This window comes from Gordonia sp. DT30 (genome assembly GCF_049844915.1).
In the GTDB taxonomy this organism is placed as follows: Bacteria; Actinomycetota; Actinomycetes; order Mycobacteriales; family Mycobacteriaceae; genus Gordonia.
Genome location: NZ_JBNCLY010000041.1, coordinates 1 through 13,066, shown reverse-complemented (window position 1 = coordinate 13,066; position 13,066 = coordinate 1). Strand labels below are relative to the sequence as shown.

9 protein-coding genes and 3 pseudogenes are annotated in these 13,066 nt (G+C 64.1%); 6 read left to right on the top strand and 6 right to left on the bottom strand.

Going from position 1 to position 13,066, the window contains the following annotated elements; translation table 11 throughout:
• Both ACLQ3C_RS21165 and ACLQ3C_RS21160 read left to right on the top strand, forming a co-directional pair.
• Nucleotides 1-415, top strand: a pseudogene (locus tag ACLQ3C_RS21165) (hypothetical protein); the annotation flags it as partial.
• Between the two features lie 457 nt (nt 416-872).
• Nucleotides 873-1,277 carry a hypothetical protein gene (locus ACLQ3C_RS21160; protein WP_425707067.1) on the top strand — a complete coding sequence of 135 codons (405 nt, stop codon included), beginning with the start codon at nt 873-875 and terminating at the stop codon, nt 1,275-1,277.
• 660 nt (nt 1,278-1,937) lie between these two features.
• Here ACLQ3C_RS21160 and ACLQ3C_RS21155 read toward each other — a convergent pair.
• The 3 genes and pseudogenes from ACLQ3C_RS21155 to ACLQ3C_RS21145 form a co-directional block, all read right to left on the bottom strand.
• Nucleotides 1,938-3,024, bottom strand: a pseudogene (locus tag ACLQ3C_RS21155) (IS110 family transposase).
• A 115-nt stretch (nt 3,025-3,139) separates the two neighbouring features.
• Nucleotides 3,140-3,862, bottom strand: coding sequence for a type 1 glutamine amidotransferase (locus ACLQ3C_RS21150; protein WP_425707066.1), 723 nt, complete (start codon nt 3,860-3,862; stop codon nt 3,140-3,142).
• The gene (locus tag ACLQ3C_RS21145; RefSeq protein WP_425707065.1) at nt 3,859-5,175 is read right to left on the bottom strand and encodes a MurT ligase domain-containing protein; all 1,317 of its coding nucleotides are present in this window, start codon (nt 5,173-5,175) and stop codon (nt 3,859-3,861) included. The genes ACLQ3C_RS21150 and ACLQ3C_RS21145 overlap by 4 nt, the downstream gene beginning before the upstream one ends.
• 65 nt (nt 5,176-5,240) lie before the next feature.
• Between ACLQ3C_RS21145 and ACLQ3C_RS21140 the strand changes: the two genes are divergently transcribed.
• Nucleotides 5,241-6,302: an alpha/beta hydrolase gene (locus ACLQ3C_RS21140; protein ID WP_425707064.1), complete on the top strand. Its 1,062-nt coding sequence runs from the start codon at nt 5,241-5,243 to the stop codon at nt 6,300-6,302.
• 841 nt (nt 6,303-7,143) lie between these two features.
• The gene (locus tag ACLQ3C_RS21135) at nt 7,144-7,563 is read left to right on the top strand and encodes a barstar family protein (RefSeq protein WP_425707063.1); all 420 of its coding nucleotides are present in this window, start codon (nt 7,144-7,146) and stop codon (nt 7,561-7,563) included.
• A 71-nt stretch (nt 7,564-7,634) separates the two neighbouring features.
• On the opposite strand, the gene ACLQ3C_RS21130 is transcribed toward ACLQ3C_RS21135, so the two are convergent.
• Complete coding sequence (locus ACLQ3C_RS21130; protein ID WP_425707068.1) at nt 7,635-8,420, bottom strand: crotonase/enoyl-CoA hydratase family protein; 786 nt, start codon at nt 8,418-8,420, stop codon at nt 7,635-7,637.
• Complete coding sequence (locus ACLQ3C_RS21125; RefSeq protein WP_425707062.1) at nt 8,410-9,909, bottom strand: MFS transporter; 1,500 nt, start codon at nt 9,907-9,909, stop codon at nt 8,410-8,412. The genes ACLQ3C_RS21130 and ACLQ3C_RS21125 overlap by 11 nt, the downstream gene beginning before the upstream one ends.
• Nucleotides 9,910-10,010: 101 nt before the next feature.
• Between ACLQ3C_RS21125 and ACLQ3C_RS21120 the strand changes: the two genes are divergently transcribed.
• Together ACLQ3C_RS21120 and ACLQ3C_RS21115 are read left to right on the top strand one after the other, a co-directional pair.
• Nucleotides 10,011-10,907 carry a helix-turn-helix transcriptional regulator gene (locus ACLQ3C_RS21120; protein WP_425707061.1) on the top strand — a complete coding sequence of 299 codons (897 nt, stop codon included), beginning with the start codon at nt 10,011-10,013 and terminating at the stop codon, nt 10,905-10,907.
• A 55-nt stretch (nt 10,908-10,962) separates the two neighbouring features.
• On the top strand, nt 10,963-12,627 hold the full coding sequence (locus ACLQ3C_RS21115) for an ABC-F family ATP-binding cassette domain-containing protein (protein WP_425707060.1): 1,665 nt from the start codon (nt 10,963-10,965) through the stop codon (nt 12,625-12,627).
• Nucleotides 12,628-12,823: 196 nt separating this feature from the next.
• Here the strand turns inward: ACLQ3C_RS21115 and ACLQ3C_RS21110 are convergent.
• Nucleotides 12,824-13,066 (bottom strand): annotated as a pseudogene (locus tag ACLQ3C_RS21110) (IS701 family transposase); the annotation flags it as partial.

The following is a 13,066-nucleotide window of genomic DNA, read 5'->3' as shown; positions in this document are numbered from 1 at the left end:
GCCGAACTCACCCGCGGCGGCGCCTGTCCAGAGTTGCCGTGGCTGTAAACCACCCACAAGAACGTCAGGAGATCCCAACGGGGGCCGTTCCATTCTCCTGATCGCCGATCATGACACGGAGTGGTTGAACTACGCCCGTTCAGTGGGAGTTGGCCAGGACGGAAACCGCTGGTCCTTCGAGCAGCAAGGCGAACCGCTGCCCTTCGAAGATGTGTCTGAGTACCAGAAGCGCAGGGTGAAGGATCGTTTCACGGAGGACATGCTCGTGGGTTTTGCTGCGAACCTCGGACTGTATCCCACGGACGAACAGTTCTACAGTCAACAGGGCGTATTGGTAAGAACCCGGTTAGAAGCCAAAGCCAGTGCATACTCCATGACTTTGGCGGAAGCCCGCGCGCATTTTGATCTGTCCTAGGAACGCGGGTAACTCTGTTGATGACGACCGCGGGTACCAGACGGACCTGACAGTGAGAGGCCCACGTATACGTGAATCATGTCTTACCTTAACGTGGCGAGATGCGCGGTAGTTGAGTGATGAATGGTGATGAGTCTTTGTCGAGGAGACTTGACGAGCTCTGCGGCAGACATAGTCAGCACCTGGTGTCGCTCGATGTTCTCTCATTACGGCTGGAGGAAATTGTAGTATTCCAAGAAGATAACAGCCGGCGAACGCTGAGGAGTTGCCAGGGATTTGGTCGGAGACGGTTGGAGGCAAGACTCACGCAATTTAAGCTCCAAGAACGGGTCAACTCCATAAACAAGATTCGTAGCTCCGATAAGACGCTTTCTCAGAATGACCGTGAAGTTGCCAACTCCCTGCTCGACAGAGCGGAGAAACTGGGAATCAAGCCGAACAGACCGAGGGCGCCTCGATGACAGACAATGACAATTACGCCAAACAGCTAGAATTTATCGAAGAAATGGCTCGCCGGTTTAGGCCGATTCATGATGCATTCCTCGATCGAAAGCAAGAGTTCGAAGAAGATGCCCTCGACCCGCCAGTTCACACGATCCTTGCAGATACCGCCTCTTGGATCGATAGGAACGTTGAGACTGATCCAGCAGGTGTTTCCGAAATACTTTCAGCTTTCGATTATGCGTATTCGAGAAACGACCTCACCATCCGCGCGCTAATCGGTATGGGTTTGGTTGAGAGCCTACCACGGACGTGGAGTGAACGAGGTCAGAAAGTGTGGGAACTTGCCGGACAAAACATCAAGAAACTCATTGACGTGTGTTCCAAGAATGGGGTTGTCTTTGAGAAGGATCTGGACTGATCTACAATCATCGAGATGCGCCTTCCCCGATGGCGAGAAGCACGCTGGGCTTTCGGGGAATTCGGCGCTGGCGACATGAGCACCACCACATCCTGGCTAGTGATCGCCCTCGGACTGTTCGTCCTCATAGCACGCGTGCTGCGCCATAGAATGCGCACAAGGACCTTCCGCGGCTTTCAAAGCGCGATCGGGGGGAGTGCATACATGAGGGCGCCCCGTGACGACGCTGTACCGCCCACCTCACCAGAAGACGCACGGTGGCCACCCACTGTCACCACGAGCGAATGAACAACGAATCCTTCCCCCGCACGACAACCACGACAGCCGCGGAGAAGCCTAACTAACTGATATGTAGGCACATTCTGTCAAGTCCCATGGCGATTGCCGCCCTGTGCGCGTGGTGATTGGGGCGGGAGGGGGATGGTCACCCGTCGCGGTTGGCGGTGGTCGTTGCTCACGACGGTTGTGTCGGACTGATATACGCGGGTTGGGTACCGCTGAACGGTGTTCGGCACGGGAACGCTTACCGACTGGTCTAGGGACGTGCGTCGCAACCAGATTCTGTGAAATCGGTTGCTACACATAGCTAGTTCGTGGTTTCGTTCCCTGCTCACCATCAGTTTCGTGACGGGTGACCAAGTGTGCGGGCGCTTGTGAGCGCTAGTTGTCAAGCACGGCCAGTGACCAGCACCATCCCGCGAGTTCACGGGCGACGGCGAATGTTGGCGACGCACGCGTGTTTGCGACGTTCGTCGAAGGTCATCCACCGCTGATGGAGTCGTTTGTTTCCGGCGTGTCCGCGGTCTTTGGCCACGGGACCGGCAACGTCCCAGCGGGCTCGTAGTGCCGCCGATGGAGTGCGATACGTGCGCCGATGATGCCAGGCCGCCTCGACGAGTAGCCGGCGCACATGCGCGTTGCCGGCTTTGGTGATCGGCCCCTGGCTGCGTGATTGCCCGGAGGAGTATTCCGAGGGCACCAGACCCGTGTAGGCGCCGATGGACGCGCCGGTGAACCGGGACCAGTCACCGACTTCAACCGCCAACCCGAAGGCTGTCAGCGTGGAGATTCCCCGTAGGCACTGCAAGCGGGTCACCACCGGGGTCCAGGCCGAGTCGGCGGCCATCTCGGTGATCTTCTCACCCAGGCTGTCACGCCGACGGGTTACCGTGAGTACGGCATCGAAGTCGTTGTCGAACGTCGCCTGCAGGGCCGGGCTGTCGAAGCGTTGGCGGCGTAACCACTGCTCGTGTTTGCCCGTCCAGGCACTGCCGTCGAAGTAGACGATCCCCTGCCGTAACAGAAGTTTCGACAGACGATGCCGGGCCCGCATCAGGTCACCGCGGGCGTCGTCACGGGCACGAACCAGATCGCGGGCCGCTTCAGTGCTCTCATCGGGCACGGTCACCGCCACCAACTCACCCATCCGCAACAGTTTCTCCAGGTGCGCGGCATCCTTGGCGTCGGTCTTCACTCGGTCACCGACTGGCCGTTGGAGTTTCGACGGAGCGGCGACTGTGCACCCTATGCCCGCAGCAACGATCGCCCGGTACAGACCAAAGCCGGTCGGGCCGGCTTCATAACAGACCTCGACCGGACCCGTCAACGCCAGCAACCAGTCGACAATCGACCGGTAGTCCGGCGTCAGCCGCGCCCTGCGAACCTCGCCGCTGGACACATCGCGCGCATGCGCAACCACCGAACGCGCATGAACATCCAGCCCAACACTTGTACCCTGAGTAATCACCGGAGGCCTCCTGAAAATCTGCAATGTGGCTCTACCAGTGTGGTACTGGCAACCCACGTTCGACTTGCAGCTCGAGGCCTTCGGCCTCAAACCTCCTCATACTGTCTAACAAGTCCTACTGGCGTCGAGCTGCGGCGAGCCGCTGCTTGCGGAGCCGATCGACCTCTGGAAGATCCAGGGGTGCAAGCGAATCGGTGCCCATCGCCTGGGCGAGCAGATGATCGGCGAGTTCCGGGTTGCGGGCGAGCGCCGGACCGTGCATGTAGGTGCCGATCACCGATCCCTGCACGACGCCCTCGGTGCCGTCACCCGCACCGTTGCCGACACCGTGCCGGACGCGCCCAAGTGGTGCGGCGTCCGGGCCCAGAGTCGTTGCGCCGCGGTGGTTTTCGAAACCGGACAGTGGCGCGGACAGACCTGGGGTGACCGGGTCGGTGACGAGTTCGCCGATGCTGCGGGCCGCTTGCGGCGAGGTGGTGAGGTCGAACATCGAGATGCCGTCCACCCGTTCGCCCGCCGATGTCTCGTACCAGTGTCCGAGCACCTGGATCGCCGCGCAGATCGCCAGCACCGGACGTCCCGCGGCGGCGGCGCGCTGCAGGCCCGGATAGCGGGACAGGTGCCGGGTGGCCAGCCGCTGGGCGTAGTCCTCGGCGCCGCCGAGGGTGTACACGTCGAGTGAGTCGGGTACCTCGTCGTCGAGGGTGATCTGCACGATCTCCGCGTCGATCCCGCGCATCCGGGCGCGCTGGCGCAGGACCAGTGCGTTGCCGCCGTCGCCGTAGGTGCCCATCACGTCGGGCAGGACCAGCCCGATGCGCAGCGTCGACTCGCTCACCGTCGTTCCTCCCGTACGCGTTCCATCGCGACGCCGAGGTCGCGGAAGGCGGTGTAGTTGGCCAGCACCTCGACGCGGCCGGGCGGGCACGAGGCGATGGCCTTCAACGGATCGGGGATCGTGGTGTGCTCGGCGCCGGCGTAGAGCAGGCGCACCGACAGGTCCGCAGCGCGTTCCCCGGCGGCGACGACCTGCATGGATTCGAATTCCTCGAAGCGTACGTCCCACAGCCAGGACAGGTCCTCGCCGTCGGGGACCTGACCGTTGACGGCGATCACCAAGCCGTCGGCGTCCTGGTCGATCATCGACAGCGCCTCCTGCCAGCCCGCCGGGTTCTTCGCCAGCAGGGTGCGCACCGAATGGTTGCCGACCTGGTGGATGCCGTAGCGTCCGGCGATCTCGCCGACCGTCTGCACCGCGGCCACGGCCTTGGCCGGGTCGGCGCCCATCGCCACGGCCGCGGCCACCGCCTGCGCGGCGTTGCCCCGGTTGGCGCGTCCGGGGACCGCCGGCGTCATCGGTGCGACGAATCCATCAGGGCCGTAGATGTTCTCGTCGTCGACCCACCAGTCCGGGGTCGGCCGGCGGAAACTCGGGTCGCCCGACGAATACCAGTCGATACCGGTCTGCACCGCCGGCCCGCCACCGCTGTCTGCGGGTCCGCGGACGATCGGTTCACCGGTACGCGGGCAGCTCACCGAGTCGCCCACCCAACTCGACCCGGCCGCCACCCAGACGACCTTCGGTGCGTCGAAGGCCGCGGAGGTGACCAGCACGTCGTCGCAGTTGGCGACGACGATGGTGTCGGGGTGCCGGGCGATGCCGTCGCGCAGGGCACGCTCGATCGTGTTGATCTCGCCGACCCGGTCGAGCTGATCGCGGGAGAGATTGAGCAGCACCAGCACCTCGGGGGCGGTGGCGTCGCTGACGTGCGGTACGTGCAGCTCGTCGACCTCGAGGGCGCAGACCGGCGCCGCGCGTTGCAGGCTCAGTGTGGCGATGATCCCGGCGTCCATGTTGGCGCCGTCGGCCTGGGTGGCGACCTCGCCGAGTTCGGCGAGCGCCGCCGCGGTCATGCGGGTGGTGGTCGATTTGCCGTTGGTACCGGTGATCAGGGCGGTGCGTTTGCCCGCGGCCAGGCGCGTCATGATCTGCGGGTCGATCTTCTCCGCGATCAGGCCGCCGATCATCGAGCCCTTGCCGCGTCCGGCGGTGCGCGACGCCCAGCGTGCGGTGGCTGCGGCGGTCAACGCCAGCGAGGTGCGCAGCGGAACGCGGTGTCCGGATGCCGGGGAGGCGACGCGGTCGGGCATGAGGACGAGTTTGGCACAGGGGCGTGCGCGGTGCCGCCGGCCGCCCGCGGAGTACCCTCGCGGCCGTGAGTAGGGCCACGTCATTGTCGCTTCCGCTGCCTCTCCGCCCCATCCGGTCGGTGTTGCGGCTGGGCCGATTGGTGCCGCCCGGCGTGGCGACCTCGGCGTCGCGGTTCTGCCCGGTGAACTCCGACGGCGAGCACATCGCGCCGGAGATGCTGGCCGCCGGGTCGGCGACCCGGCTGCTCCCCGGCGGCGGTATGGGCGGGGCGAACGCCGCGAAGGCCCGACGCAACCTGGAGGTCAATGCCGGGATCTCCGCGGAGAAGACCCCGCCGCTCGCGGTGGTCGAGGATCTGCTGATCGAGCCCGGTTCGTCAGGCGCACCTGTTCCCGCGACGCGCTATCGCGCCGAGGTCACCTCGACCGGTCTCGTCGTGTTCTTCCACGGCGGCGGATTCGCGCTCGGCAGCCGTGCCACCCACGACGCGTACGGTCGGCGCCTGGCCCTCGACACCGGGGCCGACGTGCTCTCCGTCGAGTATCGGCTTGCACCCGAACATCCGTTTCCCGCAGCTCTCGACGACGCCATCGCGGCCTGGCGTTTCGCGGTGGCGATGGCACCGCAATGGGGCGTCGCCACCGACCGTCTCGTCGTCGCCGGTGACAGTGCGGGCGGCAACCTTGCCACGGTCCTGGCGCATCATCTCCGTAGCGAGGCGGTGACGCCGTGCCTGCAGTTGTTGATCTACCCGGTCACCGACATGACTCGTACCGGCGGTTCCCGTGAGGAGTTCGCCACCGGCCACTTCCTCACCGCCGAACGGATCGAATGGTTCGCCCAGTGCTACATCCCCGCCGGAGTCGAGCGTGGCGATCCACGCATCTCGCCGCTGTTCGCCGCGGACCTGACCGGAATGCCGCCCGCGCACGTGGTGGTCGCCGGCTTCGACCCGCTACGCGACGAGGGCATCGCATACAACGACGAACTCGGTGCCGCGGGCGTGGCCACCACACTGCAACGCGAGTCCGGACTCATCCATGGCTTCGCCAACATGCTCGGATTCAGTCCCACTGCGCGGCAAGCAGTCTCCCGAATGCACGAAGCGGTGCGCCGGGTGCTCTGAGCTTTGCTGTCCACTGACTGCGCCGAAGTTCGGCAGCAGAGGGCACTATCATGTATCAGTGCGGTCGGACTTTCCTCGAAGGAGCGACACTTGGGCGGCTATGAGGCTTGCCTCGGCGCGGTTTCTAGTTGTGGGCGGGCGACGCGATCGACAGTGCGCCGATAACGGACACACCTGCGGACTTTCTGGGCGGCACACACGGGGAGGTAACGGTGAGCCAGGACTGGGATGCTCTCATCTATGACCATTCGGGACTATATCGAGACAAGTTTCTTTTGCATCACGGCGGGTACATAGTTGTGGCGTACCAGTCGTGGTCTCTTGGCGACGGAAGCTTGATTCTGGACATAATGCAGGAGACGACACCGGTGAGGCCGGTAACTGTCGCATCGGTTCCGGGCGACATAGTCGAAAGATTGGGTCCGGCAGGATCGGAGAATGCATGCGTGCCGGTCAGCTGCGCGCCAGGGTCTCGCGTCTCGGCCGACAATGTTCGCAATCTGAGCGTCGGCATGAGCGGCGTACGCAAATGGCTATACATCTTGACTCATCCGGCGGCTTCTAAGAATTGCAACAGCGACGAGCAGTCATACGCTCCGCCATGGCCCGGCGTGCCCTACCCGTCGAGTCCGCCGGAGTTTCTCATCTCACTCGTGGGCACACATGTCCCGTGCAGGATACGTGCTCACCGCTTCTCGGTGACCGATGACGAAGTCATATTCACGGTTGGCATGCGAGATGCGGTGCATGTATATGAATATGACCATGTTCGGATCTCGCGCAACGTAATAGCGTCAAACCCTGACGATGGCGTGCTGAGGATTTCGATGGGAGGTGCGATGTGACAAGTCTTGACAACCCGCTTTTGGTTCCAGCGGTGAACGGCGTGATTGTGGTGCGCTCTATCGAGGGTAAAGATATTGAAGACGTCAAGACTGCATTCGATACGTTCAGATCTGCTTTGGAGTTTCCAGACTACTTCGGAGAAAATGTAAACGCATTCCGTGATTGTGTAGCTGATCTGTCGTGGATGCATGCCGACGTAGTATGGATCGTAATCCAGAACGCCGACCTGATACCTGTCGCGGAACCGTCGGCGCGGATCGATTGGCTTCCGCGGGCGCTTGGGGATGCGATCGAGTCGTTGAACGGTGAGCCCGATCCCGATTTTCGAGTTGAGCTACGGGTAGTTCTAGTGTGCCGCCCTGAAGCGGCAGGCCGCGTCCGAGCACTGTGGGGCCAGTTGGGGTTAGTGGTATAGGTGTTGCGGACGTAGGCTGTCCCGGGGCCGGCACGCGGTCGAGGAGAACCCGGGCAGATCCCAGACTTCGATCAGAACTGCCGTCCACCAAACCGCGCAGGAACTTTGGCCAGCCCGGCCTTCCGGGCGATCGCATGGTTGCGGCCGCGCAGCAGACGCACTTGCAAGGCCTGCTCGACCGGGAACGACAGCCGGGTGCCGTTGAACCAGGTGTTCTCGAACAGTGCCTTCGACGAGGCGACCGCATCGGGTGAGCGTTGCCGGACCTTGTCGATGAGATCATCGGCTGCGGCGAACGGATCGTCGGAAACCTCGCTGAGCAGACCCCATTCGAGTGCCTGTGCGGCGGTGAAGAACTCGCCGGTCATGGTCAGCCGCTTGGCGATGTCGATGCGTGTCAGTTGCGCGATGCTGACCGACAGTGACATGTCGGGAATGAGTCCCCATTTCGCTTCCAGCACAGAGAAATCCGCATCCGGGGTGCTGAACCGGAAGTCGGCGCCCAAGGCGAGTTGCAGTCCGCCGCCATAGCAGTGGCCGGTGATCACCGCGATCACCGGGACCGGCACACTGCGCCAGGCCCAGCATGCGGACTGGAACCCGTTGGCCGCGTTCGCGCGTCGTGGAATGAGGTTGCGCACGACACGTCCGCGTTCGGTGCCCACCGAGGCGAAGTCGAGTCCCGAACAGAACGACGCACCGGAGCCGGAGAGGATGACCGCCCGCAGCGACCGGTCCTTGGCGAGGCGATCGGCGGTGGCGGCCAGATCACCCAGCATGTCGAGGGTGAGGCCGTTGTGCTTGTCGGGTCGGTGCAACTGCACATGCGCGACGTCGTCTCGGACGTCACAGGTCAGGTTCTTCACACTCCGCACGATACGTCGCCGGGGTGCCGGCGACTCGGTCGGCACTGATCGTCGCACGGACGACACCGAGGGCGGCCACCGCGGCGGCGATCGATGCCGCGCCCAACGTCCAGGACGTGATGGACATGGCATGTGATGACGTGAACCGTTGGGCTGCCGACAGATAGATCGATCCGAAGAGAGCGATCCCCAACACGTTGCCGACCTGGAACGAGGTGGACAGTATGCCGCTGGCATCGGCAGCGAACCGCAACGGCACCCGCGCCAGGGTGACCGAGATGACCGGACTGAACGCGAACCCCATACCCAGCCCCAAGAGCGCGAAAGCGGCCTCGGCCGCGATGTTCGCACCGTTCCCGAAAGACCATGCGAGAGTGAAGAATGCGACTGCCGTTGTCGCCGCGCCGACGACAACGACGGTGCTGTGGTGGGCGGCGGGCAGCCGTTGCCACGAGAGACCGGCAAGGCTGAACCCGATTGCCAACGGCAAGAATCGGATTCCGCCGGACAGGGCTGATTCACCGAGTCCGGTCTGAAAGTGAATCGAGGTCGACAGAAGACATCCGGCGTAGCAGGCGAACACGATGACGAGTGTGAGAACCGCGGGGATCATCCCGCGCGAGCGGACGACGCTTGCCGCGATCATCGGGACCCCACCGGCGCGTTCGACACGGCGTTCCACGACGACGAACGCCGCTGCCAGACAAGCGGCTCCCACGAGCGAGATCCAGGTCCACGCCGGCCACCCGGACTCGCGGCCGAGGATCAGCGGTACGACCAGCGCGGACAACGAGCCGCCGCCGAGAGCGGCGCCGGTGAGATCGATCGTCCGCTCCGGGTCCCCCGATTCGCCAGATCGCTTGATGCGCAGGATGGCCCACAGTGCCGCGCCGATGGGGACATTGATCAGCATGGTCGGGCGCCACCCGGTGTGACCGATGTCGGCGGTGATGAGGAGCCCGCCGATGATCTGCCCTGCGACCGCACCGGTCGCCGTGACGACGGCATACAGGCCGAGTGCGCGTGTACGCGCCGAGCCCACGAAGGTGCGTTGGATCAGGCTCATCACCTGCGGCATCATCAATGCCCCGCCGACGCCCTGCAGGAGGCGGAATGCGAACAACTGTCCGGGGTCTGCGGCCAGACCGCAGGCGAGTGAGGCCACGGTGAAGATCGCCAGCCCGGCCCGCATCACGCGAGAATGTCCGAACCGGTCACCCAGGCGTGCGCCGGTGATGAGTCCGGCGGCGTAGGTGATGACGTAGCCGCTGACGATCAGTTGCACCTGCGCCGTGCTCGCCCCCATGGAGCGCTGGATGTCAGGGGCCGCGACATTGACGATGGTTCCGTCGACCAGCGCCATGAACTGGGCCGTCAGCAGTACTGCGAGGACAGCGCCGGAACCGCCGATCACCGCCGACGGTGCGCCGGGAGTCGAGGTCTGCGGAGAGGAGATGTGCGTCGATGATGTCTCGGACATGAAGCCACCCTCGGACGTCGGCGGTGCCAGTGGTGAGAGCGTGCTGATACCGGTACTGCCACCACCTGGCAGACGAGAGCGACAACGTGCACGATGAGAAGATGGCCGTGGTCCCCGCATCGTTGTCCCAGGGCGACGCAACTGGTCGCGAGGCGTCACGCGATACCCGAAAGCGCAGCGAGCTGGCGCAATTCCTCCGGTCACGCCGGGCGCTCATCTCGCCTGCCGACGCGGGTATCGCGCCAGGGGTGCGTCGGCGTACGCCAGGTCTGCGACGCGAGGAAGTGGCGCAACTCGCCGGTGTCGGCATCACCTGGTACACATGGCTGGAACAGGGGCGGCCGATCAACGTGAGCGCACAGGTGATCGACGCCGTGGCTCGCGTATTGCGACTCGATCCCACCGAACACGAACATCTCTACCGGCTCGCCGATGTGCCGGGCACCCCCGGACGCGCTGGTGCGGACTTCGAGATTCCGGCTGGGGCGCAGCGTTTTCTGGATGCACTTGATCCGGCACCGGCGTGTCTCTACGACAGTCGCTACAACTTGCTGAGCACCAATCACACCTATCGTCTGTTGTTCCCCGGGGTCAGCTCGGGTCGAGGTATGGGTGCGAATGTGTTGTGGCAGATAGCCATTGCCGAAGAGGGGCAGCGGCCGCTGGTCGACGACTCACTGCTGCGCGCGATGGTTCGCCACGTCCGGCGTGCCTACGGCGATCACCTCGATGATCCCGACTGGGTGAGCTTCATCGAGCAGATCACCGCAGCGTCACCGGTGGTCGCCGACGAGTGGGAACGTCAGTCGGTGGAGACGCCGCGCCCCATGTTCAAGGTGTTCAACTGTCCGCCGGCCGGGACGATCTGCTTGACGACGCTGAGCTACGAGCTCACCAACGTTCCCGGTGTCCGGATGGTGACCTACCTGCCACACACAGACGACGACGCGGAACGCATCGATCAGGTTCGTGCTGCCGGCGGAGTCAGATACGAATAGCGGCTGACCACCCTCTCGGCTGCTGGGCCGTCGCGGGTGCTGCGACAATGTCTGGATGACCGCAACGCTCGTCGCCAAAGACCTCGCCGGCGGGTATGCGCACCGCACCCTGTTCGATCATCTCGATCTCACCGTCGCGCCCGGGGACGTGATCGGTGTCGTGGGCGCCAACGGAGCAGGCAAGACGACGCTACTGCGTGTGCTCGCGGGTGATCTCGCGCCACTGCACGGCACCGTCTCGCGTGCGCCGGCAGACGCATTCGTCGGCTGGTTGCCGCAGGAGCATGAGCGGATACCGGGGGAGACCGTCGCCCAGTACGTCGCCCGGCGCACCGGATGTGCGGAGGCGACTCTGGCCATGGACACCGCGGCGGATGCGCTTGCCGACTCGACGGCGACGTCCGGCTCCGTCGATCCCGCCGATGTCTATGCGGCGGCACTCGACCACTGGCTGGCGTCGGGCGCGGCCGACCTCGATGAGCGTCTACCCGGGGTTCTCGACGATCTGGGCTTCCACCGAGACGCCGTGGCACCGGAATCGGTTCTGATGACCGAGCTTTCCGGTGGTCAGGCGGCGCGAGTGGGCTTGGCGGCGTTGTTGTGTTCGCGGTTCGACGTGGTGCTGCTCGACGAGCCGACCAATGATCTCGATCTCGACGGGCTCGATCGCCTCGAAGATGTGGTCCGCGGTGTGCGCGGTGGCGTCGTATTGGTGAGCCATGATCGAGAGTTCCTGTCGCGCAGTGTGACCGCAGTGCTCGAGCTCGACCTCGCCCAGCACACCAACACACTCTTCGGTGGCGGCTACGACAGCTACCTGCACGAGCGTGAGGTCGCGCGGCGTCACAAGCGGGAGGAATACGAGGAATTCGCTGCGAAAAAGGCCGATCTCGTGGCGCGAGCGAGGACCCAACGCGAATGGTCGAGTCAGGGAGTGCGCAACGCGATGCGCAAGGCTCCCGACAACGACAAGATCCGGCGGCGCGCGGCCACCGAGTCGAGCGAGAAGCAGGCACAGAAGGTTCGTCAGATGGAGAGCCGGATCGCGCGTCTGGAGGAGGTGGCCGAGCCGCGCAAGGAATGGGTACTCGAGTTCACGATCGGCGCGGCACCACGATCGAGTTCGGTGGTGGCGACTCTGAACGATGCTGAGGTGCGGCAAGGGGATTTCGTCCTGGGCCCGGTGTCGCTGCAAGTGAACGCTGGTGAGCGGATCGGCATCACCGGACCCAACGGCGCGGGAAAGTCCACGCTGTTGCGATTGTTGCTCGGCCGATTCGCGCCCGATTCGGGGACCGCGCACCTGGGCGCCAACGTCGCCATCGGTGAAATAGACCAGACACGAAGCGAATTCGAGGGTGTAGCGCCGCTGGCCGAGCGCTTCGAGGAGCTCGTGCCCGACTACAGCACCGCCGAGGTGCGGACACTGTTGGCGAAGTTCGGGCTGCGCGCCGATCACGTCGATCGGGCGGTATCGGACCTGTCGCCGGGCGAGCGCACCCGCGCTGCGCTCGCCCTGTTGCAGGCACGCGGCACCAATGTTCTGGTGCTGGATGAGCCGACCAACCATCTGGACCTCGCCGCCATCGAGCAACTCGAGTCGGCGTTGCATTCCTACGACGGCGCCGTTCTGCTGGTCACCCACGACCGCCGGATGCTCGCCAACGTCCGCCTCGATCGAGCATGGCATGTGGAAAGTGGTCGTGTGAGGGAGGGGTGACGATCGGCTTCGGTTGTTCGATAGCGTATGGACGGTATGTGTATTGGCTGCGTGGCCATAGCATTGCGATGGCGTCGCGTTGGCCAATCTGCACAGTCGAGGACTCGGCCTTGCGGTCTTCCGAAATCCTCGTTGTTCGGTGAAACTTGTGCAGACGATCAACCGACAGGTCTAGTACTACAGCCGTAGTTTGCGGTCATTGTGGTGATGACCTGCGTCTTTGGTGGCATTGGCGGGCTCGTTGTTGATGTTTGCGTCTCCATAGTGACCAGGTCAGGATGCTGTTGGCGCTGGTATGGAGTGGGGTGAGGATGAGCGTGATGAACAGTCGACGGAATTCGTTGACGCTCAAGCGGATTAGCTGAGGATTGCGGTGCTCGAGGGAACGCTGAGCGGCGGTGGTCACCGCCAGGAACGCGTGGGCGAGCATGACCAGGAT